The organism is Bartonella sp. AA81SXKL, assembly GCF_042196945.1.
In the GTDB taxonomy this organism is placed as follows: domain Bacteria; phylum Pseudomonadota; class Alphaproteobacteria; order Rhizobiales; family Rhizobiaceae; genus Bartonella.
In genome coordinates, this window is record NZ_JBHIRH010000003.1 from 56,043 (window position 1) to 81,976 (window position 25,934).

Below are 25,934 nucleotides of genomic sequence, written 5' to 3' on the forward strand. Positions count from 1 at the left end.
CTTATTTTCAATAGAAACTTTTTGAAATAATAAACAAAAAGCCAGCATCCTCATGGATACTGGCTTTGTTCTCAATTAAAGGAGAAAAGCTTAAACGCTGAGAGCCTTCAAACGTTTAGCTAAACGCGATACTTTCCTCGCAGCAGCATTTTTATGAAAAACCCCTTTAGAAACTGCACGCATAATTTCAGGCTCAAAATTCTTAAATGCAATCTCTGCAGATGCCTTATCGCCACCCGCTAAAGCATCATCAAACTTACGTATAAAAGTACGAACGCGTGAACGGCGGGCCTTATTAACCTGTGTGCGCGCCGCAACCTTGCGCACCGCTTTTCGAGCAGAAGGTGTATTCGCCATAAATATAATCTCTCTTTCAACACCTTGGTAAAATGAGTCTCAATAACAACTCTACCAATATAAATAAATCCAACCCAAGCAAAACTATAAAGCTGCCTATAACTGTGTGGTTTATAGCGCAATCCTAAAGCTAACGTCAATTAGATTTTCAAAGATAGCCATAAAAAAACGAAGCCAAACTCTTTGATCCGCAACTTTATAGCTTAATAATAGATATTCCTTAACAAACAAAAGAATTTAAACGGCTAACTTACGCAAGACATATTGCAAAATTCCACCATGATGCAAATAATCTAGCTCATCTTCAGTATCAACACGGCATAATAATGGAACGGTTTTTACCGTACCATCAGAAAAAGTAATTTTCGCTACAGTCTTTTGACGAGGTTTCAAGTTATGAATCCCTTCAATTGTCACCTTTTCATCTCCCTTTAAGCCTAAAGATTTCCAACTTAGTCCCTCTTCAAAGACAAAAGGGACAATGCCCATACCAACAAGATTAGAGCGATGAATCCTTTCAAAAGACTGCACAATCACTGCTTTGACACCAAGAAGATTGGTCCCCTTGGCAGCCCAATCGCGGGATGATCCATTACCATATTCAATACCTGCAAAAACAACGAGTGGAATACCTTCTTGTTTATACGCCATTGCTGCATCGTAAATGGTTTGTTCTACCGCTGACGGATAATGAACCGTATAACCTCCTTCTCGACCATTTTCCCCTAACATGAAATTACGAATGCGAATATTGGCAAAGGTCCCACGCACCATAACTTCATGATTCCCACGACGCGTTCCATACTGATTAAAATCAGCCACTTTAACACCATGATCCATTAAATATTTTCCGGCAGGAGAAGCTGCTTTAATAGAACCAGCAGGAGAAATATGATCCGTCGTGATTTTATCACCAAATAAACCTAAAATCCGTGCATCTTTAATATCTGGTAAGATATCAGGTGTTTTCTGCATATCATCGAAATAAGGTGGATTGCGTACATAGGTGGATTGCTCATCCCAAGAATAGGTAGAACCCGTAGGAATCTGAACTTTTTGCCAATTTTCATCTCCCTTAAAAACATCTGCATACTTTTCGGCAAAAACCTTCCGCGTGACATTTTTTTCGATAAACTCCTGTATTTCTTGAGAAGTTGGCCAAATATCTCTCAAATAAATGGGGTGGCCATTTGAATCTTCACCTAGAGGCTCCTTGGTTAAATCTTTACACACCGTCCCGATGAGCGCATGTGCAACAACTAACGGTGGTGAAGCTAAATAATTCGCTTGCACATCAGGGGAAACACGCCCTTCAAAATTACGATTTCCTGAAAGAACCGCAGATGCAATTATACCATTGTCATTAATCGTTTTGGAAATAGCTGGATGCAAAGGACCAGAATTCCCAATACATGTTGTGCACCCAAATCCTACTAAGTTAAATCCTAATGCATCTAAATCTTTTTGCAGACCCGAATTTTGAAGGTAAGCTTCAACGACTTGTGAACCAGGTGCAAGAGAAGTTTTTACCCATGGTTTACTCTTAAGACCCTTTGCCACAGCATTTCGTGCCAAAAGACCCGCTGCAATAAGAACACTTGGATTCGATGTATTCGTACACGACGTAATCGCAGCGATCACCACATCACCGTGACCAAGCGTATATTCTTCACCCTCAACCTGATAACGCTTATCTTGTCCAGAAGTCTTCTTATAGTCTTCGACCAATGCCTTCTCAAAACCCTGCCCAACATTTTCCAACGCAATACGTCCTTCAGGACGTTTAGGACCAGCCATAGAAGGGACAACGGTTCCCATATCTAATTCAATTGTATCACTAAAAATGGGATGAGCCACCATTTCATCATGCCACATCCCTTGTGCTTTGGTATAAGCCTCCACTAAGGCAATCCGACTTTCATCACGCCCTGTCATATTGAGATAACGCACTGTCTCCTTATCAATTGGGAAAAAACCACACGTTGCTCCATATTCAGGTGCCATATTTCCAATCGTTGCCCGATCAGCAAGCGTCATATGCTCCAAACCAGGACCAAAAAACTCAACAAATTTACCGACAACACCCTTCCGACGTAGCATTTGGGTCACCGTTAATACGAGATCGGTGGCTGTTACACCTTCCTTAAGTTTACCTGTTAGACGAAAACCAATCACTTCAGGTAACAACATAGAAACAGGTTGGCCTAACATTGCTGCTTCTGCTTCAATACCACCAACACCCCAACCTAAAACCCCTAAACCATTTACCATAGTCGTATGCGAATCAGTTCCCACACAGGTGTCAGGATAAATCGTCTCACAGCCCTCTTCATTCTTCATCCATACACATTGTGCTAAATATTCTAAGTTAACCTGATGACAAATCCCTGTTCCTGGAGGAACAACGCGAAAATTTTGAAAGGCTTGTTGCCCCCATTTAAGGAAACGATAACGTTCACCATTGCGTTCATATTCATGCTCAACGTTTTCCTTAAAAGCCATGGAATTGCCAAAAGCATCAACAATAACTGAGTGATCAATGATGAGATCAACGGGAATGAGAGGATTGATTTTTTCAGCGTTACCGCCAAGTTTAACCATAGCATCACGCATTGCAGAAAGATCAACAACTGCTGGAACACCTGTAAAATCCTGCATAAGAACACGTGCAGGACGGTAAGCAATTTCTGCCCCAGCGCTCCCTTTGTCGTTTAACCACTTAGCAACATTGAAGATATCCTCTTTTTTAACTGTGCGACCATCTTCGAATCGCAATAAATTTTCGAGAATAACTTTCATCGAAAACGGTAAACGAGAAACACCTTCAAGTCCGTTCTTCTCCGCTTCAATCAAGCCATAATAAATATATTCTTTGCCACCAACATTTAATACTCTACGACAATTAAAGCTATCAATTTGAGTCATGACTGTCCACCCTCATACTATAACCACCCAATTTCCAGGAATGAACAACACAAACTACGAGTCAAGGTCGCAGCTTGAGCGCAGACGCAATTACCTCCGCCATCCATTTCCCCCTCCACCCTCTAGGCATAATGCGGAAATCAGCGCCAGAAACCATTTTACACCAGATATTGATGTAAGGTATCCCTTATAGAACTATTTCTAGAACTATTCTAGGTACAATTGCATAAAAAATGTGTTTTTTATTCTATAATGCAATAAAGAATATGAAAATAAAAACAAAATAGGCAATCACATGGTGTTATCAGGCAAAGATTTAGCCGCTTACAGAAACGAGGAAATTCTGTTTAAAGGTCTTTCTTTTTGTTTATTTTCACAGCAACTTATGACAATCACCGGTCCTAATGGTATCGGAAAGTCTACATTACTCCGAATCATTGTCGGTCTTCTTGAAGCTGCTGAAGGTCATATAATACTTAAAGACCATGATCAAATATACCCTGTTGCAACTGCTTGTCATTATCTTGGTCCTCAAAATGCTATGAAACCTCTCTTATCTGTCATTGATAATTTGCAATTTTGGGCAGATTTTTACGGTCAACATTTACGTTTTGCGCATGAAGCTCTTGCCGATATTGGTCTTTCTAACCTTGAACATTTACCCTTTAACGCTCTATCAACTGGACAACAAAGACGCGTAGCTATTGCTCGCCTTTTGCTCTCCTATCGTCCTCTTTGGATTTTAGATGAACCAATATCTGGGCTTGATAACCATGCCCAAAAACTCCTTGCCCGTATTTTCCAACGTCATCTCAATCAAGGTGGTATGATTATCGCTGCAACTCATAATTCCATAGGCATTCCAGAAAACCATAACATCGCTCTGGAAAAATTTTTACCTCTCTAGGAGAGAATAAAATGAAAGCACTGTTCTGGCGTGATCTTAAACTATTATTAGCGCTACAAGCCACTTCACTAACAGGATTATTGTTTTTTATCGCTGTTGTTGTCATAACCCCCTTTACCATTGGACCAGATCCCAAAATTCTTGCACAAATAGGACCAGGTATATTGTGGTTTGGAGCCCTTCTTGCAGGACTCCTCAATCTGAACAAACTTTTCCAAATCGATCGTGATGATGGTAATCTCGACCAATTTATCCTTTCAGGAAAAAGACAAAGTTTTACACTAATTGTCTTTACAAAATGTCTTGCCCATTGGGTAGGAACAATGCTTCCTCTTATTTTTGCCACACCTATTTTAGCCCTCATGCTCCATTTAGATATAACAATAACTTTTACAACAATACTTACCCTTTTATGCGGAACACCAGCTATTATTTTTATTGGTGCTATAGGCGCTGCACTCGCAACCTCATTGTTGCACAGTACTTTGCTTATTTTTATCATTATCTTGCCGTGGATCATTCCAATTATGATTTTTGGTGTTTCCGCTGCTACAGCCCCAATAAACCCAAATACCTCTTTTCTCACTTCTCTAGCTCTTCTCAGCGCTTTTTCACTTCTTTTGAGTCTCTTTAGCTCTTTTGTTGCTGCGATAACGCTTAAACTTTTATCAGAATAATAAAAGATGATTGCCGCATAGCAAAACTCTGCCTATTATGAATTTTATGAATAAACTATCTCGTACATATAAAATCAGGTTACTCCCTGCAAGTTTCACCCTTTTCATGAAAATAAGCAGAGTCGTCTTACCTTGGTTGGCCGGCATAACATTGTGTTTCCTTATCTTAGGGCTTATTCTAGTGATGCATTCCCCTGATGACTATCAACAAGGCATTACTGTTAAGATTATGTACCTTCATGTACCCTTTGCGTGGTTGTCTACATTCTGCTATGTAACGATGAGTGCAGCGGCATTAGGAAATCTGATTTGGAAATATCATCTTGCTGATGTAGCACTTAAATGTGGAGCGCCTATTGGGGCAATTTTTACCGCCTTGGCTCTCATGACAGGAGCGCTTTGGGGGCGACCTACATGGGGAACATGGTGGGTTTGGGATGCACGATTAACATCAGTTTTAATTCTGCTTTTTATCTATCTCTCCATTATCCTGCTTGGGCGTGCTTTTGACAACCAAGTAAAAGCCGCTCGCGCTACTGCAATTCTTACACTTGTTGGATTTGTTAATATCCCTGTTATTAAATTTTCCGTTAATTGGTGGAATACATTGCATCAACCAGCATCATTGTTACGTGCTGGAGGATCAACAATCGACAATGCTATGTTATGGCCCCTTATAACAATGCTCTTTTGTTTTATCTTTATGTTTATTGCTCTTTATTTGATGGCTATGCGAAATGAAATCAATAGTCATTATATCCGAATACTTCAGATTAAAAAATCCCGTCGTGTACAACAACAGGACGCTTCATCATGCTCGACCTAAATGGCATCCACGGCGGAATTTTAGGAAATCTATCTCAGAAAATTGATTTTTTCCTGAGCACCCTTAAACACGAGCAAATTGTTGTTTTAAGCTATGTGCTTTCTGCAATATCCCTCTTATGTCTTATTGGATATATTCTTTGCAAAGCCCTATACCAAAAAAAAATTCTCCAACATCTAAACAAAAAAGAGCTGTCACAAAAAGATAAAGTATAATGAAAAACATCCCTCCAAAACTTAAAAAAAATATATCTTTACCTGTTCTGCTTGTTTTTTTGGGACCATTTGTGCTTTTTCTTCTTCTCATGATGTTTTTTTTCAACTTTATGGATAAAAAACACCTTCAAGATTCTTCTCTTCTCCCAAACGCATTGGCTGAAAAACCTGCTCCCAATATTCATCTTCCTCTTCTTGATAAAGAAAGTTATCTCAATTCAAAACAGTTTAAAGGACGTGTCACATTGGTCAATTTTTGGGGCTCTTGGTGTTTGCCCTGTCGCGAAGAGCATCCTATTCTTATGCAAATTGCACAAGATAAACGTTTTGATCTGATTGGTATTAATTATAAAGATAATAAAACAAACGCCCTGCGCTTTTTAAACAGTTTTGGTAATCCTTTTAAATTTATTGGCTTTGATATTTCAGGATATACAGCCATTGATTGGGGAATATATGGCCCCCCAGAAACCTTTCTCTTGAATAAAGAGAGCATCATTATTGCCAAACATGTTGGTCCCTTAACATGGCAAATTTATCAAAAAAAAATTCTACCAAAAATTGAACAAGCGATTATGACAGAAGAAAAATAATGCAGGTGTGTAAAAACATAACGTTTTATCATGCTATGTATGCTATTTTATTTATACGGCCACTTATTCTTCTTAGAAAGATTTTACAAGAGTATTATCATTGTTGATTCAAAAACATGTGTAAAGAAATATCTGTAGAACAAACCTCCAAAATATGACAAAAATTTTAAGTAGTTTTCATTTTTCTTTAGCGATTAAATATCTGTTTGGGAGCTTTATTTTTGATTATTTGGACAAAACAATATTGCTATAGAACCATCGTTAGCTTAGTGACAGCAACCAACTATTGTTTTCAAAATCATATAGTATTTTTTCTCCGCTTTTTTATCTGAAATACACATTGTTATGAGGGGACTTCACCACTATTCTCATCTTTATAAAATAATAAATCTGCTCTTTTGCAGCGTCATTTTTATATTTATTCCCATTACACTTATCTGTTCGTAATAGACTCCATAAAGTCTATATTGAATCTATACATTCTTATTCTCTCGATAATTTCCCTTATGATTATAACTAATAAGCTTTATTAAGTCTTAATAAGATAAATTCGAGTAAGAAAATATGACTACAATCAAAAAGTCTCATTTAACAGAGAAGATAAGTTATGAGTGCATAATCAATTTATCAATGAACATTATAAAAGAATTCATTGTAAGAAATAAACTTTTGAGATGTAAAAAGTACAAAAGAAGCTTTTTCGAGAGGAGAAAATATATTTTACAGAGAACTCTTTTTTAAGCACTCTATGACGTAATTACTGATCTCAACAGAACGATCACTCGTATACATTAAAAAAACTCTAAGACAAGCAATATTCTAGAAGTTCATATGAGATTATGCGTAAACTTTTATGACGCAAATAAAATAGGCTTTTGTTGCAATCATCATTTTTTATGAAAAATATTTGATTATGTTTTTTCTTATAAAAATTCTTGCGGTGTAAAACAATATGTTTTTGAGCAAAATTCACATGTGACTGAAATATATTTATTTTTAACCATTTTATTGCGTTCATCAATAGAAAAGCCTTCTAGGATTCCTTTAATTTTTTCGTGTGAACAAGAACATTGATCGACAAGAGAAAAAGGGTTAAAAACTCTAATACCTTGTTCATGAAAAAGACGGAACAAGAGCTGTTTACTACCGACTTGGGGATCTGTTAATTCTGAACTTTCAATCGTTGCCATGAGTATTTTAGCTTCCTGCCATTGGTTATCCAATTGGGTATGAGTTTTCGTTTCTTCTTGCTTTTGATGAGGGGCATCTATTTTATGATGAGACGATTCTTGGGGTAAAAGTTGGATCAAAATACCTCCAGCTCGCCAGCTTTTCTGCTGTTTTCCTTGTTGGTCACGATTAATTAATATAGCAACAGCCAGACGGATATCGGTAGGAATTTGTTCTGATTGATCAAAATAAATACGAGAAGCTTCTTGTAAATTTGATCCATCTAATGCAACTATCCCTTGATAGGGTTGCATATGGGGACCTTGATCAATTGTGAAAGCTAAAGTGCCTTTTCCTAAAAGTGTTTCTGAAGAGGTTTGACCATTGTCTATGGCTTGTTTAAGCTGTTCTTTATCAAAACGAGCGTATCCACGTAAACTGGAAGGAGGCAAAAAATCGCACACCAACATATTAACTGGTCCATCGGAATGAGTTTGTAAAATAAATTTTCCCGTAAGTTTTAGAGAAGTTCCAAGCAGAACCGTTAAAAGTAAAGCTTCTGCTAGAAGATAAGAAACCGGTTCAGGGTATTGATGTCTTGTGAGAATAGAATTTAAAGTTTCCCCAAGTTGTACGGTCCGTCCACGGATATCAAGTTCTTCAACTTGAAAGGGAATAACACTATCATCTTCATGCAAGAAGTTGTTGTTGAGAGAGGCTTCATCTTTAGCTTGTTCACTCATAGCTTTGCCTTTTTTATATAATTTGTTGTAGGGAGGCTATTGTGGAGAGAAAAACGCATCTTGTAAACACCAAGAAAGAATTGCTTTTTGAGCATGAAGACGATTTTCAGCCTCATCGAAAACAACGGAGTGCGGTCCATCAATCACAGAATCAACCACTTCTTCACCACGATGAGCAGGAAGACAATGCATAAAAAGAGCATCAGATTTTGCTAATTTCATGAGAGATTCATTGACTTGATAAGGCTGAAAAATAGAATGACTGCGAGCACGAAATTCTTGTCCCATGGAGACCCATGTATCGGTCATAATACAATCAGCATCTTGAGCCGCTTTTTGGGGATCATGGGTTAGTGTAAGATGCGCTCCTCGTTCACGTGCCCAATGTATAAATTTCTCCTGTGGTTCACTGCCCTTTGGAGTAGCAATACGCAAATGAAAATCAAAAAGAGCTGCGGCTTCAATTAAGGAATGGAGCACATTATTACCATCCCCCATCCACGCAAATATTTTACCAGAAATAGGCCCCCGATGCTCCTCATAGGTTAAGATATCTGCTAGAATTTGGCAAGGATGTGTATCATCTGTAAGAGCATTAATGACAGGAATTTGTGCATATTGTGCCAATTCGAGCATACGTTGGTGTTTCGTTGTTCGTAATATCACTATATCCACAAAACGGGATAAAACGCGCGCCGTATCAGCTATGGTTTCACTATGACCAAGTTGCATCTCTGAACCCGTGAGCATGATTGTATCTCCGCCAAGCTGGCGCATACTGATATCGAATGAAATACGGGTTCGTGTGGATGGTTTTTCAAAAATCATCGCAAGTGTTTTACCTATAAAAGGTTTTGAATCTTTTCCTGCTTTAAAAGATGCTTTAAGGATCTTTGCATAATCGATCAGTGCACGTGCTATTGCTGGCGTTAAAATGGATAAGTCCGTGAAATGACGAAGAGCATTTGTCATGTGTGTGATATTTGTCTTTCTTTGTTTACTTGGGAAAGATAAGCTATTGCTTTTTCAATACGATGTAAACTTTCATCTATTTCTTCTTCCCTAATGATAAGAGGAGGCAATAAGCGCACAACGTTGTTGTTGGCTGCAACGCTTAAGAGATATTCATTTTCCAAAGCATTAATGACAAGATTTGAAGGTACAATACACTGAATACCCAACATAAGCCCCATCCCCTGAACTGCGCAGATAATATCAGGATAGATATTGAGAATGTACAAAAGTCCACTTTTTAGTTTATCCCCCATACGCTGAACATGGTTGAGAAAACTTGGCTCTAACAAAATATCAAGAACACTATTTCCTACAGCCATTCCAAGAAGATTTCCTCCAAAGGTTGAGCCATGTGTCCCAAGTGTCATGCTTTTTGCAACTTTATCCGTTGCAAGGCAAGCACCTAATGGAAATCCCCCTCCTAATCCTTTTGCGAGGGTAAGAATATCAGGCGTGATATCACTCCATTCATAAGCAAAAAGCTTTCCTGTTCGTCCTATACCCGTTTGGACTTCATCTAAAATCAATAACAGACCATTATCATCGCATATTTTGCGCAAAAATCTTAAATATTCATGAGGAACCGTTCGTATTCCTCCTTCTCCTTGAATAGGTTCAATAAGAATAGCGGCGGTATTTTTATTAATAGTGTTACGCAAAGCGACTTCATCACAAAAAGGTACTTGAATAAATCCACCAGCTTTAGGTCCAAAGCCTTCAAGATATTTTTCATACCCAGTCGCAGCAAGTGCAGCAAGTGTACGTCCATGAAATGCCCCTTCAAAAGTAATTATTTCAATGCGTTCTGAATGACCAGCAGCATAGTAATAATGGCGTGCAGTTTTGAATGCGCACTCCAATGCTTCAGTACCTGAATTGCAGAAAAAAACCTTATCCGCAAAACTATTTGCACAAAGCCGCGTGGCAAAAGATGCTTGTTCAGGAGATTGAAAAATATTAGAAACATGCCAAAGTTTTTCAGCTTGTATTTTGAGCGTATCAACTAATTTTGGATGTGAATACCCTAATGCGTTAACAGCAATACCAGATGTGAAATCAAGATAATGTTCTCCTTTATCGGAAATAAGCCATACACCATGCCCTTGTTCAAAATGCAAATTTCGTCGTGCGAAGCATTCATAAAGTGGTTGTATAGAGACGACATCCATCATAATTCCCTTTATATTTTAGTCTTTTCAATATATATACAAAGCAACACTACAAATAAAACAGCATGGTATATTTCGTTACGGTGCTTTCAACATTTCATTACGATTAGTGATTACACCTATAGAATAGATCATTACACCAATTGAAAAAAAGTCAATGAGGGTTCTACAAATAAGCATTTTGGGAAAAAGCCTTAAACAAAAGTGAAAGTTTAACCTATGATTGATTTGCAAGTTGGGGAAAACATTCTAAATAAACTCTTCAAGAGGTAAAGACTCTTGTCATAGAGTGAGTGCATATTGTAATTTACAATATAATAAGCAAGATGATGTGTTTTGATTTGTAAATCCACAGGTTGGATGATTTTTTTATGCTCACGTAGAGTGTAAAGTTCTTTCATTCAGCGTAATGAAACATTATTTAAACATTTGAAGATGCAACGGGGGAGAGCATCTTAGTGACGTAATCGGAATGGAGTGCTGGTATGGGTTGGACATGTGAACGCGTTGAGCTTCTTAAAAAGCTTTGGAGTGAAGGGTTAAGTGCAAGTCAAATTGCTGCTCAATTAGGTGGGGTCAGTAGAAATGCAGTCATCGGCAAAGTACATCGATTAAAGTTACCAGGACGTGGTAAGACAGCACAAGGAAGCACGCGTGCGCAAAAAACTCCCGTGGGAAGCAGCAGTCCATCATCTCCACGTGTGCGTCGCAACACATCCACGGTATCGCCAATAAACACATCATCTGTAAGTATTGAAGAAACAGCTTTAAAGACAGAATTTGTAGTGGAAGATGTAAAAGAAGTTGATATGTCCACAAAATCCAATGTCGTTGTGCCTATATCACGTCAACTTAATCTTCTACAATTGAGTGAAAATACATGTAGATGGCCGGTTGGCGATCCATTATCAGCAGATTTTCATTTTTGTGGTGCAGATTCTGATGAAAATAGCCCCTATTGTGCCTTTCATGCTAAGCTAGCATTTCAACCAATATCTGAAAGACGTCGGATAAGAGTATAATACCCACGGTAGAATCTCATATTCTACGCCTTCTGCGCTTCGTTATTAAATTTTATTATCGAATTATTATGAGAAAGAAATTTGATGGAGCTTTTAATGAATGAAAAAATTTCTTCATGAAACTATTCAACGAAACTGTATCTTTTGGTGCTATTGCGCAGCTGTGTGTTGTAAAGTTATATTACTGTTTATTTTCATAATTTTCTTTAATTTAGTTGTACTGCTTTTAACACTATCCATAGCAACATCTTTTGAATAAGATCGTTTCTCAATTTCTCATGTTTTTATTCTTCGTGTATTTAATAGAGTAATGCTGTGGTTTATAAAAATAATTTATTGCTTTGCAACCTGAATGAGATCCATCTATATCTCTCTCATTTTAAGTCCTATTATATTGAATCAATCAAAATCTTTCGTTTGGGCGTCACGAGCGAGATGAGAACTGTGGAGAGTTAAAAACACTTAAAGAAAAGCATGCCTCTTATAAATGCTTTCAAGTGCCAAGGACTTAAAGGGTTGTTGCAACATTGGGAGATGGCAAAGTGTATGATGATGCCAGCTTGCTCTTTTATTAAGTATAAAGATAGTGAGTGCTTCATGGATTTATCGTTATACTCTTCACGAATGCCGTCGCAAAATAGGCTTGGGAGCGTTGAGAGATGTTTCTTTAAAACAAGCCTGTGAATATATGCAATTCAATGTCATTCTGTTTTGCGTGAGGGATGTGCCCCGTTAAAGAATGCGAAAAACAAAAGCGTGAAGCAATACGTAGAATGTAAAATAATATCTTTATAATTTTTTATAAAAAATTATAAAGAAGGGAATATTGTATTCAAGGCTCTTACGAAATATACAAAAACAATAAATTATAAGTATAAATAAATATAAAATCTAGAGCGACCACAATAACATCACTTTCCTTCTCCCGACACAAAACGGCGCAACCAAACATAAAGCGCACCTTCTCCGCCATGCTGACGCGCTGCTTGCTCAAACGCGTGGACATAATATCGAAAAGCTGGTGTTGATAACCAATACGGAACAAATCTATACAAAGCTCCATCGCTCCCAACGGATCGTCCTTTTCCTGTAATCACAAGGACATAACGCAATCCTCTCTGCTGAGAGGACTGTAGAAATTTTTTTAATAAAAAATAAGCTTCTTCCTGCATATAACCATGGAGATCAAGACGCGCCTCAAGAGGACAACGACCTTGGGAAATTTTACGATATGCAACATGATCAAAGAAATGAATCTTTTGTGCTTGTGTAACTGACCTCTTTTCTCTTTTAATAATTGTCGAGGATTGTTGATTTTCCTGAGACAATGAGGAGATTTGAGTTACAGGCTGTTTTTTATCATTAATATTTGCAATAGTTTCTGAAGCAGAAGAGAGCATCTTACCGTGAAGCGGTGTTATCGTACGACAAACCATCTCCCATAAAAAACGATCTTGTGGAGCCAATAAATCTATTTTTTGTCTCCATTTACTTGAGGACATTTTAATTTCTCATAAATCATTGAATGCTTATGGAAGAAAAACAAAAAGTATTTTAATTTTCATTTTCTGTAGCAAAAAGCTTCCAGTTGGGATCTGACGATAAACTATTGCGAACAAAAGTCCAAATATCCCTGATTTCTACAATAGCATCAGGATCACCGTCTATACGCTCGCCCTGTTCATTATAAGTAACAGAAATCATCTCACTGACAATACGTATCGTTAAAAGTTCATCTTTTTCTTGTATTGCCGCCGCAACAAATTCGATCTTATTAATTCCAACAAAAGTGAATTCTATTCTTTCTTTATTTTTTTCTCGTTGCTCAATAGCCGTACAAAAGCTCTCAAAAACATCCTGACAAAGCAAGCTTTTAAGTTGATTGCGATCACCTTTGGCAAAAGCTATTACAATCATTTCATACGCAATTTGTGCACCTTTTATAAAAAGTTGAGGAGAAAAATGAGGATCAATTCTATGCAATTCCCGCAAATTTTTATTCAAAACACTCCCCTCCGGTGAAATTTTATCAATTTCACTAAAGTCGTCTTTTTGTGAATTTTTCTGATGAGGGAACGAAACAATATTATCAGCCGTTTCTGCTTCAACTTGTTTTTTAGAACGTCGTGAATAAGGATCAAAGGGTGGCTTTTCAAACCCAATTCGTTTCCCTAATACATTACGGAGTTGCACAAAAATAACAACCATAACAACAAGAGCTATGACAAGTATAACGTCAAATTCCATAGGCGCTGTCAATCTCCAAAGCTTAAGTCTCTAATAAACATTGCAGTCAATACCATTTATCAATAAATATGTAAAATAAGGAATCTTATCATTCAAATATTTTTATAGATTTTGTATTTAAACGGAGTTCTCTTAAGAATTTCTCCCCCTACTCATCCAGAAGGAAACTTTCATGTGATAAAACTTTATTCTATAAATCCTCGTTTTTTTGTTGTTATCTTTCTTTGCATTCTTTTAATCGAGATTGCTGGTTTTATCTTTGTTGGTCAAGAAATTGGTATTTTGGCAACCTTGAGTTTGGTTATTCTCACAACCATAGCTGGGGTTGTTTTATTGCGAATTCAAGGGATTAGCCTTTTAAAAAATATACAAAATGAACTTATCCAAGGACGTACATTAGAGAATAATATTATTAATGATGCTTTCATCATGTTTAGTGCAATTTTACTTATTCTTCCCGGCTTTGTCACTGATCTCTTGGGAATATTACTTCTTATTAAACCAATTCGCTCTGTTGCTTGGCATTTCTTTGCATCATTAAAAAACAAAATGAATCCCAATACTAGAAGAAAAAATAACTCTGAAAAAATAATTGATCTTAAAGCAGAAGATTACACAATTCATGATACGACAGAATCTCCATGGCGCAAAAATGATGATAACCATTGAAATGCCTAAAAAATCTGTAACAAACTAAAAAAATATTCAAGATAAAGAGCGCATTTCTTGCAACCTTTTGCAAGGCGTGATAACCAATCTGGTCTTTAGATCTAAAATAAATATACATATTATAATGAGAGAGGTTTGTCGTATGGCCGAAGGTGAAATGAATAACAGTGGTGGAGAGCCGGTTTTTGCTGTATTAACTCAATATTTAAAAGATTTATCATTCGAAAACCCTGGTGCTCCTCGTTCATTGCGTGCACGTGAAAAATCACCACAAATTGATATCAATATTAACGTCAATGCTAACCCAATTGGTGATGACAATTACGATGTCGTTTTGTCTCTCTCCGTCAAAGCCAATGATGAAACTGAAACCTTGTTTCATGTAGAACTTATTTACGGTGGTGTTTTCCACCTTAAAAACATTCCACAAGAACATGTTATGCCACTGGTCTTTATTGAATGTCCCCGTCTTTTATTTCCATTTGCTCGCCAAATTATATCTGATGCTACTCAAAGTGGTGGTTTTCCACCTTTGTGGATTGATCCTATTGATTTTGCAGCACTCTTCCAAAAGCGTCTTTCTGAAGAACAAAAAGACAATCAAATACAGCCCTCTTAAAAATTTATTTTTTTGCTATCAAAAAGCCCCTTGATATATTATTGGTATATTAGGGGCTTTTTTCCTTTAGACGACTTTTGCGGCATGATAAGCCGCAAGCATTGCAATATTGACAACATCTGTATCGCTTCCACTAAACGGTACAATTTGGACAGATTTTTCCAATCCAATTAAAATAGGACCAATGATGGTTGCTTCACCGAGTTCTTGTAACATTTTGCTTGCAATGGAAGATGCGTGATATCCAGGCATAACCAAAATGTTAGCAGGCTCCGTTAATCCCATAAATGGATATTGCTGCATCAATTTGGAATTGAGTGCCACATCAGCACTCATTTCTCCATCAAACTCAAAATCAACTTTGCGTTCATGCAAAATATTAATCGCATCCTGAATTTGCTGCGTCGTCTTCCCTTTCATATAACCAAATGTAGAAAATGCTAAAAATGCTACCCGTGGTTGATATCCAAATCCTCGCACAAATGAAGCTGCTTGTTCCGCTATATCTGCAAGTTCTTCAGCATTAGGATTTTCATAAACGGCTGTATCCGTAATAAACACAATTCGTCCACGGCAAATAGCCATTGAAATACCAATCAATCGTTCTTTTGGTTTTTCATCAATTGCACGACGTATATCGATCAACGCTGTTTCATAATTGCGTGTCACCCCTGTAACCATTGCATCAGCATCTCCTAGTGCCACCATACACGCAGCAAAATAATTGCGATCATTATTGATACGACGATGACAATCACGCAACAGCCAACCTTGACGCTGCATTTTTTTATAAAGATAATTCGCATAAGCATCTGTACGGCAAGAAAGCTTAGCATTCATAATAGAAATACCTTCACGCTCCAGATCAATTCCAGCGATAACAGCCGCTTCTCTTACTTGCTCTTCACGACCAACCAAAATCGCTTGTCCCAATTTTTGATGAACATAGGAAACGGCTGCCCGCATAACTTGCTCTTCTTCACCTTCTGCAAAGACAATTTGTTTTGGCGCTTGACGAACATGGTTATAAACCCCACGCATCATCGAGGAAGTAGGATCACGTCTCGCATTCAAATCGCGCTCATAGGCCTCTAAATCATCTATGTTCTTTTGCGCAACACCGCTTTCCATTGCTGCTTTTGCTACCGCTATTGAAACAACCGTAAATAAACGCGGATCAAAAGGAACAGGGATGATATAGTTAGGACCAAACTTTAATCGCTTTCCATGATAAGCTTCTGCAACGCTGTCAGGCACTTCTTCATGCGCTAAATTAGCAAGAGCCTTTGCCGCAGCAATCTTCATGTCTTCATTAATAACTCTTGCACGCACATCAAGCGCACCACGAAATATATAAGGAAAACAAAGAACATTATTAATCTGATTTGGATAATCGGAACGTCCTGTTGCGACAATGGCATCATGACGCACTTGCATAACCTCTTCCGGCGTAATTTCTGGATCGGGATTAGCCATAGCAAAAATGATCGGCTGGGGTGCCATGGATCTTACCATTTCAGGAGTAAGAGCACCTTTAGCAGAAACCCCAAAAAATATATCTGCACCTTCCATTGCTTCCATAAGCGTACGTTTATCTGTTTGAATAGCATGCGCAGATTTCCACTGATTCATTCCCTCTTTGCGTCCTTCATAGACCACACCCTTTGTGTCACATAATATGATATTTTCGGAACGAAAGCCCATCGCTTTAATCAATTCAATACAAGCAATCCCTGCAGAACCAGCACCATTACAGACTAACCGCGTATTTTGCATATCACGCCCTGTTAAAGTCAAAGCATTGAGAACACCCGCAGCAACAATAATCGCTGTACCGTGTTGATCATCGTGAAAAACAGGTATATTCATCATCTCGCGTAGGCGGCTTTCAATCATAAAGCACTCTGGCGCCTTAATGTCTTCAAGATTAATTCCACCAAAAGAAGGTTCTAAATGGCGCACCAAATTGATAAAACTTTCTGTATCGTTTATATCAATTTCTAAATCAATGGAATCAATATCCGCAAAACGCTTAAACAACACTGCTTTGCCTTCCATGACCGGCTTAGAGGCAAGTGCCCCTAAGTTGCCTAACCCTAAAATAGCGGTTCCATTTGAAATAACAGCAACAAGATTACCTTTTGCTGTATAATCATAAGCTAGCGCTGGATTTTGAGCAATTGCCTTAACTGGAACTGCAACACCTGGTGAATAAGCAAGTGCTAAATCATGCTGTGTTGCCATAGACTTTGTTGCAATAATCTCAAGCTTTCCTGGTCGACCACGACTATGAAAATCTAGAGCTTCTCTTTCGCTCGCACTGTAAACAGTTTGAGACATTTTCTGATCCTGCTCGCTCTTTTTCATCTCACTTTATTTTCTCCAAAAACAGTGTAAATTTTGCTTGATAATGCGTATAGTCATTAAATTTGATTCATATATTAGAAATCGCTATTCTTGCCTTAGCAAATCTGATGATGCGTTGCAATTTAGAGATAAATAGATATTGAAGTAAACAAAAAAGAGTAAAAACTTCACTTAAAGGAAACAGGCCTCGTACAAATGGATAAAAAAAACAATCATAAAAATAATTTAATTCCACAGCCTGCCTCCCCATCTGCTTCCTCTCAAGAACGTCTTACACCTATGATGGAGCAGTACATAGAAATCAAAGCCGTCCATCATGATTCCCTTCTCTTTTACCGAATGGGGGATTTTTATGAATTATTTTTTAATGATGCGATTGAAGCTGCTCAGGCTTTAGGAATCACACTCACAACACGCGGAAAACATTTAGGACAAGATATTCCTATGTGCGGTGTTCCCGTTCATGCAGCAGATGATTATTTACAAAAACTGATTGCTTGTGGTTACCGAGTTGCTGTTTGTGAACAAATAGAAGATCCTGCTGAAGCAAAAAAACGTGGCTCAAAATCTGTTGTTCGGCGTGATGTTGTTCGCCTTGTAACCCCTGGAACGATAACAGAAGAAAAACTCCTTGATCCAACACGCGCAAATTATTTTATGGCACTTTCCCGTATAAAAACTAGCGATGGAGAGGAATTTGCTCTTTCTTGGATTGATATCTCAACAGGCATATTTCGTGTAACAGAGAGCCGCCAAGAAAAACTTTTAGCAGATATTATGCGTGTGGATCCACAAGAAATCATTGTTTCTGATTCATTTTTTCATGATAAATCTCACAAGTCACTTTTTAGTGTTCTTGATCGTATCGTTTCACCTCAACCTGCTTGTCTCTTTGATGCACTCACCGCTGAACGCGATATTTGCAATTATTTTAAACTCTCAACTCTTGAAGGCGTTGCCGATTATTCACGCTGTGAACTCTCTGCAATTGTAGCTGCTATTCGTTATATCGAAAAAACACAAATCACGCATCGCCCTCCCCTCATGCAGCCTGAGCGCCAAAATGAAAGTGCAACTCTTTTTATTGATGCTGCAACCAGACTAAGCCTTGAACTTATTCGAACGACATCAGGTCAACGGGATGGAAGTTTATTAAAAGCTATTGATCGCACTGTAACAGGAGGAGGATCACGCCTTCTTATTGACCGCCTTATTGCTCCCCTCACAACTCCTTCAGCTATTGATACGCGTTTGGATTCTATCGATTTTTTTCTACATAATCCTTCTCTTGCGGAAGCGATAAAACTTATTTTAAAGGGGGGACCAGATATGCCCCGCGCCGTTTCACGTTTGGCTCTTGGACGAGGAGGTCCCCGTGATATGGCGACAATCCAGCGCGGCTTTGAAATCATTCGTGAATTGCATCAACTTCTTAATAATGAGCTTCTGCCTCAAGAAATAAGTGATGTACAACAGGTGTTCTCAAACTTACCCACAGCGTTGTACTTTCATTTAGAACAAACATTAGCTGATGATCTCCCACTCCTTAAACGTGATGGTGGTTTTATTCGTTCAAATTATCATAAAGAGCTCGATGAAATGCGTGCTTTACGTGATGAATCGCGCCGTGTCATTGCTGAACTTCAAGCGCAATATGCCCAAGAAACAGATATTAAGACTCTTAAAATAAAGCATAATAATATTCTAGGTTATTTCATTGAAGTAACCAGTACACAAGCATCTGCCCTTACAAATAATCCACAAGCTAAAGCACGTTTTATTCATCGGCAAACAATGGCAAACGCTATGCGTTTTACGACAACAGAGCTTGCTGACCTTGAAAGCCGTATTGCCCATGCTGCCAATCACGCATTGACACTTGAACTAGAGATTTTTGATATTCTCGTTCAGGAAATTACCGAACAAGTTGATTTTATTCGTAAAGCCTCTGAAGCACTTGCTATTTTAGATGTCTCTGTCGCCTTAGCATATCTTGCTGAAGAACAAGGCTATTGCCGCCCTAAAATTGATCTTTCACTTACCTTTCATATCACAGCAGGACGCCATCCTGTCGTCGAGCAAGCACTCCGCAAACAAGCAGCAGAACCTTTTATTGCCAATAATTGTGATCTCTCTGTGCAAGAAAATCAGCAATATGCAGCAATCTGGCTGTTGACAGGGCCTAATATGGGAGGAAAATCAACTTTTTTGCGGCAAAATGCTCTCATTGCTATTATGGCGCAAATGGGGTCCTTCGTTCCAGCGACTTCAGCACATATTGGTGTCGTTGATCGCCTGTTTAGTCGTGTCGGGGCTTCCGATGATCTTGCACGGGGGCGCTCAACCTTTATGATGGAAATGGTTGAAACAGCAACGATTCTCAATCATGCTAGCCACCATTCCCTTGTTATTCTTGATGAAATAGGGCGTGGGACATCAACTTTTGATGGACTTTCTATTGCTTGGGCTGCCGTTGAATATCTCCATGAGGTTAACCATTGTCGTGCTATTCTCGCTACCCATTTTCATGAAATGACCGCACTTACCGAAAAACTTGACAGACTGCATAATGTAACCATGAAAGTCAAAAATTGGGATGGTGATGTAGTTTTTCTTCATGAGGTCACACCAGGAGCTGCTGACCGTTCCTATGGTGTACAAGTCGCAAAGCTTGCTGGACTTCCCCCAGCCGTTATTACACGAGCAACAGATGTACTCCATCAATTAGAACAAGGTGAAATGGCTGGAAAAGGACCTAAACTCATTGATGATTTACCACTCTTTTCTCTTAAAGCAACATCTCCCGTCAATGAAGCAAGAAACAAACATTGTGTACTTCACGAAGCTTTAAAAAATATCCATCCCGATGAACTCTCTCCTAAACAAGCTTTAGAAGCAATTTACCACCTCAAACAGCTTGAAAAGAGAAACCCTTTATAGAAAACAGATGTTATTTTTTATTAAAAAACCTTCTTAATAGGAGATAAAGAACCCTTTTTGATGTACCACAGCACAAACAGTTATTTACCGTATTCCCATCGCTTTTCTACATAATATATTTTGATAAGTGTAATTGCCTATAGAAGCAAAATCCTATGCATTATATTTCATATTTCCTTAGATCAACATTGGCCCGTATACAAAAAATTGGTCAATATCGACTATTTTTACAAGATAGTCGTTTTTTGCAAAGATTGTCATGAAATCTCCTCCACCTTGCAAATACGCAACATTTAATGAATTATGCTTTTTCACAATCAATATTATTGTTATCATAGCAACAGTTTTAGTTTAAAGCTGTCGGTGTTGGGATGCCTCCCCATTTTTCATAATAAATTCATGGATAATGGATCTCGCATTTTCTTCACATTTTAAGTTATGCTTCACATTTTAAGTTATAAAGAGCTCTTTTACTGTTTTCATATGAAACATATAATCAGATATATCACAGCAGTACTTTATTTTCATAAACATCTTTGAACTCCTTCCCGCACCTCAAAGGATAAGGATTTTCATTCGAATCAAGTCTGCAAACAGTCCAGATTCTAAGGGATTTACCTTGACTTCCTAGTCATGTAATTCACTTAAACTCAAAGTTTGATAAACAAGTCTAAGAATATTCACCACACACTAAATATATTAAGTAGGATGCCGTATATCACAGCTCTAAATGACAGTGTTTTTACGGTACAACAAGATAATGCCACCAGTACAATAAATATCTTTCATAAATATAAGAACAGGAAATCGTAATTTCGTATAAAATTGAAATATGATATGAAACGTAATCATACCATATCTATCTTTATCTGTCTTACATAGCTGCTAAAATAAGCAATCCGCAACAGCTTTTAGTTGTATTGATAGCTTTTTAATCATACTGATCATGACTCGAAATATTCTGATAAGCTCATAAAATAATTAGCTTAGAATATCGTGTAAAAGATGCAAAAAATCAGAATACTATCTCTCTTTTATAAGACGCGTCATTCATCTCATCAAATATTACGTACTGCACCCTTTGCAGCAGATGTGGTCATCGCTGCATAGGCTTTGAGAGCCTTTGAAACTTTACGCTGACGCTTCTCTATCGGTTGCCAAGCACCTTTTCCTTTTGCTTCCATCTTAGCACGGCGCTGCTTCATCTCAACGTCATCCACCAACATATGAATTTTACGATTTGGAATATCAATTTCTATGATATCCCCCTCCTCCACCAACGCAATTTCTCCTCCTTCAGCAGCTTCTGGTGAAATATGTCCTATCGAGAGCCCTGAACTTCCCCCTGAAAAACGTCCATCCGTAACAAGTGCACAAACCTTGCCCAATCCTTTAGATTTGAGATAACTTGTTGGATAAAGCATTTCTTGCATTCCAGGTCCACCACGTGGACCTTCATAACGGATTAAAACAATTTCACCTATTTTAATCTTATCAGTTAATATAGCTGAAACAGCTGAATCTTGGCTTTCAAAAATTCTTGCCGGACCTTTAAAAGTTAAAATTGATTGATCAACGCCTGCTGTTTTTACAATGCAGCCATCTTTTGCAAGATTTCCATAAAGAACTGCCAATCCTCCATCTTGTGAATATGCATGTTCCCTATTGCGAATCACACCTTTTTCACGATCAAGATCAAGGCTCTCATAGCGACAAGATTGGCTAAAAGCTGTCTGTGTTGGAATGCCACCAGGAGCAGCACGATAAAATGTACGAACTGTTGGTTCATTAGTTTGTTTCACATCCCAACGGTAAAGAGCTTCTTTCATTGTTTTTGCGTGAACCGTATAAGTTGACGTATCAATGAGTCCCGCCGCATCCAGTTCACCTAAAAGCCCCATAATACCACCAGCGCGATGAACATCTTCCATATGTACATTCGCGACAGCAGGAGCAACCTTACATAAAACAGGAACACGACGTGAAAGATGATCAATATCCGTCATGGTAAAATCCACCTCACCTTCTTGCGCCGCGGCTAAAAGATGCAGTACTGTATTGGTTGATCCCCCCATAGCAATATCAACGGTCATTGCATTTTCAAAAGCCTTGCGTGAAGCAATAGAGCGCGGCAAGACTGTTTCATCATCTTTTTCATAATAACGTTTAACCAATGCAACAATCTGTTTTCCAGCTTCTTCAAAAAGCATTCGTCGATCTGCATGTGTTGCTAACATTGATCCATTTCCGGGAAGAGAAAGCCCCAATGCTTCCGTTAAGCAATTCATAGAATTGGCCGTAAACATTCCTGAACAAGAACCACATGTAGGACAAGCAGCACGCTCCATTTCAGCCACTTCTTCTTCTGAATTTTGTTCTGAAGCTGCTGCAACCATGGCATCGACCAAATCAACCGTTAGATCTTGATCCTTCCATTTAATCTTACCTGCTTCCATAGGACCGCCTGAAACAAAGATTGTCGGAATATTCAACCGTAAAGCAGCCATTAACATACCAGGCGTAATTTTGTCACAATTAGAAATACAGACAAGTGCATCTGCACAATGTGCATTAACCATATACTCTACAGAATCAGCAATGATTTCACGTGAGGGCAACGAATAGAGCATTCCATCGTGCCCCATTGCAATTCCATCATCTACAGCAATGGTATTAAATTCTTTCGCAACACCACCGGCAACTGCTATCTGTTGCGCGACTAATTGCCCAAGATCTTTTAAATGGACATGCCCTGGTACAAATTGTGTAAAAGAATTCGCAATCGCAATAATGGGTTTACCAAAATCAGTATCTTTCATCCCTGTTGCACGCCAAAGTCCGCGGGCTCCTGCCATATTACGCCCGTGGGTTGATATTCTTGAACGGTAAGAAGGCATTATTTTTTTCCCCTCAAATAATTCCATTTTGCTTTTTGTGCTGTAACTTCATTATAAAAACAAGAGCTTTAATATTCAAAAGAGAAAAATACCTTGTACTGCGGCATTTGAAGCACAAAATTAAAAGCTCTGCATAAACTTTTTCATAAAGCCTTTGTTTTTTATTACCTGTTAATCAACATCTAATCCTTGTGCAAGTCCACGTTTGAGACAAATATCAAAACGCTTCAGTGTGACATGAACAGTTCCAGATTTTTGTATGCCAGATTTGGTTAGTATATTGCATCTATCTGTTTGCGTAATCTCTGGAATTGGAAAGAATATAAAGAAATCGTGGTAAAAATCTATTATCTCCTTACAATTCAGCTTTACACCTTTCAAACGCATTCATAAAAATATCTTTTAAATAATGATGACGCATTATCTCATGCTTTTGTTTTTACACTCTTCAATAGAGCTACTCCCCTCAGGAAGAACAAAACACACCAAACAAAATACACTTGTATAGCCTTTATGTACTCATTTTAAAGAGACATCTTTCAATGCACTCGAGCCCATTTCACGATAGCGCCTATGAATGGTATAACAGCCCCCGTGAATAATATAAATCTATAAGGGACATCTTCACACTTATGAAGAAGATAACTGACACCATCATACATTTTTCTCATCCCCAATATTGCGAACATCCTTGGTAATTAAGACAATTAACAAGAGATATTTTTATTCCTTCCTTCAAGCGTTTTTATCTACACGGCTTTCCCTGCGTGTGACATACAAGCAAGTGACTTTAATTGTTTTAATACAAGAGGATCTAAAATGAGAGAACCTTATGATATTCGGGACTCTCATTCCAGTTGTAAAAAATTAATTATGAATATAAACCAATACTTATCTCATTATAACTCACATTACACCCTTTACGAAAAAACAGATAGAATTTACAAAGAGTACAGCGTTTTCTCGTAAGGTAATCTAGTGCAGAGTTACAATTTGTAGTTCATGCTCATTGGCTCCAGCAAGAGCGATAGAACGCTCATCGGATAAAATGATAGGATAACCTGTTTCACCAAAGAGAGCCCATATCGTAATGCCTGGGGTCATCGGTGGAAGATCTGGAAAGTTTTTAGCCAGATCATCTGTACAAACTTTTTTTAAATAGGCAATCTGTCCCGCATCAGAGTAGGATGTGTTCTGAAACGACAAGTTTTGTTTGTGTTCTCCCATTTCACTGTTCCTTTACGCCTTAACTTTTATGACTCACCACTACTGACTTTAATTGGAATCTGTTTTATTTCTTTTTTTAATTTTGGTTGATACAGATTAATTGATAAAAGACCATTTTTCAACTCTGCATTTGTAACATGCATCCCTTCCGCGAGAACAAAGGTTCGCTGGAATTGTCGCGCAGCTATACCGCGATATAAATATTGATGATTTTGGTTGTCTGTTTGTTTACCATGAATAACCAATTGATTATCATCGAGTAAAATATTAAGATGGTTAATCTTAAATCCAGCAACAGCCAAAGTTATCCGGATATGATTTGCATCATCACTTTTATGCAAACGTTCAATATTATAGGCTGGGTAAGCCTCATCAGCTTTACCGATACGTTGCAATATTTTTTCTACGGTTTCAAACCCTAAAAGAAAAGGATTGGAGAAAGGCGTCACATGTGTCATTCATGAGTATCCTCTTTAAAACGGCTTTACTTGACCAAACTCTATAAAAGTGTTCGCTGCACTCCTCTCATATGGCGAGCGTGAATGATAACTTCAAGAGAGAAGATTTAAGAGAGTTCAATGCCTCAAAGTAACATAAAATTATCAAAGGTGCGAAATTTATCTAGTATATTGTATAATAAAGATGAAATTGCGGAAATATTTCGCCGTTTTTCTGTGCAACGCCCAACACCTAAGAGTGATCTTAACTATATAAATACTTTTACACTTTTAGTTGCCGTTGTGCTTTCGGCTCAAGCGACAGATGTAAGCGTTAATAAAGCGACAAAAGAATTATTTTGCCTTGCTGATCAACCGGAAAAAATGGTTGCATTAGGGGAAGAAGAAATAGCAAATCATATCCGTTCAATTGGCCTTTGGCGTGCAAAAGCACGTAATGTTTATGCGCTTTGCAACTGTTTAATTGATTATTATGGCGGTCAAGTACCCGATACGCGTGAAGCACTCATGGCCCTTCCTGGAGTGGGGCGCAAAACGGCTAATGTGGTCTTGAATGTTGCTTTTGGTCAGCCTACATTGGCAGTAGATACACATATTTTTCGCTTAAGCAATCGTCTTGGTTTGGCGCCTGGCAAAACACCAGAAATTGTTGAGAAAAAATTATTAAAGATTATACCGGTTCATTATATTCGCCATGCGCATCATTGGCTAATTTTACATGGTCGCTATATTTGTCAAGCCCGTAAACCACAATGTACGCAATGCATTATTGCCGATTTATGTAAAGCAGCCATCAAAACAAATGCAATTCCAGCACCTTTGGTTGAGCTTCAAGGCAATGTAGCGCCGATTTTTTTGTAATACGGTCTTGCTATTTTGTGTATACTAGCTT

General features: G+C 38.0%; 20 protein-coding genes and 1 pseudogene. 10 read left to right on the plus strand and 11 right to left on the minus strand.

Features of this window, described 5'->3' with window-relative positions; genetic code table 11:
* Positions 1-90: 90 nt before the first annotated feature.
* Together rpsT and acnA are read right to left on the minus strand one after the other, a co-directional pair.
* Positions 91-357, minus strand: a complete 267-nt coding sequence (rpsT, locus tag ACFINZ_RS02610) for a 30S ribosomal protein S20 (RefSeq protein WP_273790272.1) — start codon at positions 355-357, stop codon at positions 91-93.
* A gap of 237 nt (positions 358-594) precedes the next feature.
* Positions 595-3,282: an aconitate hydratase AcnA gene (acnA, locus tag ACFINZ_RS02615; protein WP_375683907.1), complete on the minus strand. Its 2,688-nt coding sequence runs from the start codon at positions 3,280-3,282 to the stop codon at positions 595-597.
* A gap of 295 nt (positions 3,283-3,577) precedes the next feature.
* Between acnA and ccmA the strand changes: the two genes are divergently transcribed.
* The 5 genes and pseudogenes from ccmA to ACFINZ_RS02640 all read left to right on the plus strand — a co-directional run bounded on the left by ccmA (position 3,578) and on the right by ACFINZ_RS02640 (position 6,500).
* On the plus strand, positions 3,578-4,189 hold the full coding sequence (gene ccmA / locus ACFINZ_RS02620; protein WP_375617535.1) for a heme ABC exporter ATP-binding protein CcmA: 612 nt from the start codon (positions 3,578-3,580) through the stop codon (positions 4,187-4,189).
* Between the two features lie 11 nt (positions 4,190-4,200).
* The gene (ccmB, locus tag ACFINZ_RS02625) at positions 4,201-4,866 is read left to right on the plus strand and encodes a heme exporter protein CcmB (RefSeq protein WP_375617534.1); all 666 of its coding nucleotides are present in this window, start codon (positions 4,201-4,203) and stop codon (positions 4,864-4,866) included.
* Between the two features lie 46 nt (positions 4,867-4,912).
* Positions 4,913-5,692, plus strand: a complete 780-nt coding sequence (locus ACFINZ_RS02630) for a heme ABC transporter permease (RefSeq protein WP_375633698.1) — start codon at positions 4,913-4,915, stop codon at positions 5,690-5,692.
* Positions 5,680-5,932 (plus strand): annotated as a pseudogene (locus ACFINZ_RS02635) (hypothetical protein). The gene ACFINZ_RS02630 and the pseudogene ACFINZ_RS02635 overlap by 13 nt, the downstream one beginning before the upstream one ends.
* Positions 5,907-6,500 carry a DsbE family thiol:disulfide interchange protein gene (locus tag ACFINZ_RS02640; protein WP_375633697.1) on the plus strand — a complete coding sequence of 198 codons (594 nt, stop codon included), beginning with the start codon at positions 5,907-5,909 and terminating at the stop codon, positions 6,498-6,500. Before ACFINZ_RS02635 ends, ACFINZ_RS02640 begins: the two are co-directional and overlap by 26 nt.
* A gap of 923 nt (positions 6,501-7,423) precedes the next feature.
* On the opposite strand, the gene ACFINZ_RS02645 is transcribed toward ACFINZ_RS02640, so the two are convergent.
* From ACFINZ_RS02645 to ACFINZ_RS02655, 3 genes are read right to left on the minus strand one after another with little or no spacing between them, the layout of a single operon-like run.
* Entirely contained in the window at positions 7,424-8,413 is a 990-nt protein-coding gene (locus ACFINZ_RS02645; protein WP_375701153.1) for an Hsp33 family molecular chaperone, read from the minus strand.
* Between the two features lie 36 nt (positions 8,414-8,449).
* Positions 8,450-9,385, minus strand: a complete 936-nt coding sequence (gene argF / locus ACFINZ_RS02650; RefSeq protein ID WP_375617531.1) for an ornithine carbamoyltransferase — start codon at positions 9,383-9,385, stop codon at positions 8,450-8,452.
* Complete coding sequence (locus ACFINZ_RS02655) at positions 9,382-10,596, minus strand: aspartate aminotransferase family protein (RefSeq protein WP_375634057.1); 1,215 nt, start codon at positions 10,594-10,596, stop codon at positions 9,382-9,384. Before ACFINZ_RS02655 ends, argF begins: the two co-directional genes overlap by 4 nt.
* Positions 10,597-11,081: 485 nt before the next feature.
* Between ACFINZ_RS02655 and ACFINZ_RS02660 the strand changes: the two genes are divergently transcribed.
* A complete protein-coding gene (locus ACFINZ_RS02660) occupies positions 11,082-11,618 on the plus strand; it encodes a GcrA family cell cycle regulator (RefSeq protein WP_375617530.1) in 537 nt (178 codons plus the stop codon).
* A gap of 911 nt (positions 11,619-12,529) precedes the next feature.
* On the opposite strand, the gene ACFINZ_RS02665 is transcribed toward ACFINZ_RS02660, so the two are convergent.
* Both ACFINZ_RS02665 and ACFINZ_RS02670 read right to left on the minus strand, forming a co-directional pair.
* On the minus strand, positions 12,530-13,120 hold the full coding sequence (locus ACFINZ_RS02665; protein WP_375617529.1) for a Smr/MutS family protein: 591 nt from the start codon (positions 13,118-13,120) through the stop codon (positions 12,530-12,532).
* Positions 13,121-13,172: 52 nt separating this feature from the next.
* Positions 13,173-13,865 carry a Tim44/TimA family putative adaptor protein gene (locus ACFINZ_RS02670; protein WP_375617567.1) on the minus strand — a complete coding sequence of 231 codons (693 nt, stop codon included), beginning with the start codon at positions 13,863-13,865 and terminating at the stop codon, positions 13,173-13,175.
* Positions 13,866-14,039: 174 nt separating this feature from the next.
* Between ACFINZ_RS02670 and ACFINZ_RS02675 the strand changes: the two genes are divergently transcribed.
* Both ACFINZ_RS02675 and secB read left to right on the plus strand, forming a co-directional pair.
* Positions 14,040-14,534: an FxsA family protein gene (locus tag ACFINZ_RS02675; protein ID WP_375633695.1), complete on the plus strand. Its 495-nt coding sequence runs from the start codon at positions 14,040-14,042 to the stop codon at positions 14,532-14,534.
* Positions 14,535-14,676: 142 nt separating this feature from the next.
* The gene (gene secB, locus ACFINZ_RS02680) at positions 14,677-15,153 is read left to right on the plus strand and encodes a protein-export chaperone SecB (RefSeq protein ID WP_375617527.1); all 477 of its coding nucleotides are present in this window, start codon (positions 14,677-14,679) and stop codon (positions 15,151-15,153) included.
* 66 nt (positions 15,154-15,219) lie between these two features.
* On the opposite strand, the gene ACFINZ_RS02685 is transcribed toward secB, so the two are convergent.
* Positions 15,220-17,520, minus strand: a complete 2,301-nt coding sequence (locus ACFINZ_RS02685) for an NADP-dependent malic enzyme (RefSeq protein ID WP_375633693.1) — start codon at positions 17,518-17,520, stop codon at positions 15,220-15,222.
* Positions 17,521-17,715: 195 nt separating this feature from the next.
* Between ACFINZ_RS02685 and mutS the strand changes: the two genes are divergently transcribed.
* The gene (gene mutS, locus ACFINZ_RS02690; RefSeq protein WP_375697323.1) at positions 17,716-20,460 is read left to right on the plus strand and encodes a DNA mismatch repair protein MutS; all 2,745 of its coding nucleotides are present in this window, start codon (positions 17,716-17,718) and stop codon (positions 20,458-20,460) included.
* Between the two features lie 1,058 nt (positions 20,461-21,518).
* Here mutS and ilvD read toward each other — a convergent pair.
* The 3 genes from ilvD to ACFINZ_RS02705 all read right to left on the minus strand — a co-directional run bounded on the left by ilvD (position 21,519) and on the right by ACFINZ_RS02705 (position 25,042).
* The gene (gene ilvD / locus ACFINZ_RS02695; protein WP_375633691.1) at positions 21,519-23,357 is read right to left on the minus strand and encodes a dihydroxy-acid dehydratase; all 1,839 of its coding nucleotides are present in this window, start codon (positions 23,355-23,357) and stop codon (positions 21,519-21,521) included.
* Between the two features lie 975 nt (positions 23,358-24,332).
* Positions 24,333-24,584, minus strand: a complete 252-nt coding sequence (locus ACFINZ_RS02700) for a DUF1150 domain-containing protein (RefSeq protein WP_012754519.1) — start codon at positions 24,582-24,584, stop codon at positions 24,333-24,335.
* A 26-nt stretch (positions 24,585-24,610) separates the two neighbouring features.
* Positions 24,611-25,042, minus strand: coding sequence for an Hsp20 family protein (locus ACFINZ_RS02705; RefSeq protein ID WP_375612819.1), 432 nt, complete (start codon positions 25,040-25,042; stop codon positions 24,611-24,613).
* Between the two features lie 120 nt (positions 25,043-25,162).
* On the opposite strand from ACFINZ_RS02705, the gene nth reads away from it, so the two are divergent.
* Positions 25,163-25,903, plus strand: a complete 741-nt coding sequence (gene nth, locus ACFINZ_RS02710; RefSeq protein ID WP_375701154.1) for an endonuclease III — start codon at positions 25,163-25,165, stop codon at positions 25,901-25,903.
* The last annotated feature ends 31 nt before the right edge of the window (positions 25,904-25,934 follow it).

Excerpts from the sequence above, each read along its gene's own strand:
- rpsT (WP_273790272.1), bottom strand. The coding sequence starts at position 357 with ATGGCGAATACACCTTCTGCTCGAAAAGCGGTGCGCAAGGTTGCGGCG.
- acnA (WP_375683907.1), bottom strand. The coding sequence starts at position 3,282 with ATGACTCAAATTGATAGCTTTAATTGTCGTAGAGTATTAAATGTTGGT.
- ccmA (WP_375617535.1), top strand. The coding sequence starts at position 3,578 with ATGGTGTTATCAGGCAAAGATTTAGCCGCTTACAGAAACGAGGAAATT.
- ccmB (WP_375617534.1), top strand. The coding sequence starts at position 4,201 with ATGAAAGCACTGTTCTGGCGTGATCTTAAACTATTATTAGCGCTACAA.
- ACFINZ_RS02630 (WP_375633698.1), top strand. The coding sequence starts at position 4,913 with ATGAATAAACTATCTCGTACATATAAAATCAGGTTACTCCCTGCAAGT.
- ACFINZ_RS02640 (WP_375633697.1), top strand. The coding sequence starts at position 5,907 with ATGAAAAACATCCCTCCAAAACTTAAAAAAAATATATCTTTACCTGTT.
- ACFINZ_RS02645 (WP_375701153.1), bottom strand. The coding sequence starts at position 8,413 with ATGAGTGAACAAGCTAAAGATGAAGCCTCTCTCAACAACAACTTCTTG.
- argF (WP_375617531.1), bottom strand. The coding sequence starts at position 9,385 with ATGACAAATGCTCTTCGTCATTTCACGGACTTATCCATTTTAACGCCA.
- ACFINZ_RS02655 (WP_375634057.1), bottom strand. The coding sequence starts at position 10,596 with ATGGATGTCGTCTCTATACAACCACTTTATGAATGCTTCGCACGACGA.
- ACFINZ_RS02660 (WP_375617530.1), top strand. The coding sequence starts at position 11,082 with ATGGGTTGGACATGTGAACGCGTTGAGCTTCTTAAAAAGCTTTGGAGT.
- ACFINZ_RS02665 (WP_375617529.1), bottom strand. The coding sequence starts at position 13,120 with ATGTCCTCAAGTAAATGGAGACAAAAAATAGATTTATTGGCTCCACAA.
- ACFINZ_RS02670 (WP_375617567.1), bottom strand. The coding sequence starts at position 13,865 with ATGGAATTTGACGTTATACTTGTCATAGCTCTTGTTGTTATGGTTGTT.
- secB (WP_375617527.1), top strand. The coding sequence starts at position 14,677 with ATGGCCGAAGGTGAAATGAATAACAGTGGTGGAGAGCCGGTTTTTGCT.
- ACFINZ_RS02685 (WP_375633693.1), bottom strand. The coding sequence starts at position 17,520 with ATGAAAAAGAGCGAGCAGGATCAGAAAATGTCTCAAACTGTTTACAGT.
- mutS (WP_375697323.1), top strand. The coding sequence starts at position 17,716 with ATGGATAAAAAAAACAATCATAAAAATAATTTAATTCCACAGCCTGCC.
- ilvD (WP_375633691.1), bottom strand. The coding sequence starts at position 23,357 with ATGCCTTCTTACCGTTCAAGAATATCAACCCACGGGCGTAATATGGCA.
- ACFINZ_RS02700 (WP_012754519.1), bottom strand. The coding sequence starts at position 24,584 with ATGGGAGAACACAAACAAAACTTGTCGTTTCAGAACACATCCTACTCT.
- ACFINZ_RS02705 (WP_375612819.1), bottom strand. The coding sequence starts at position 25,042 with ATGACACATGTGACGCCTTTCTCCAATCCTTTTCTTTTAGGGTTTGAA.
- nth (WP_375701154.1), top strand. The coding sequence starts at position 25,163 with ATGCCTCAAAGTAACATAAAATTATCAAAGGTGCGAAATTTATCTAGT.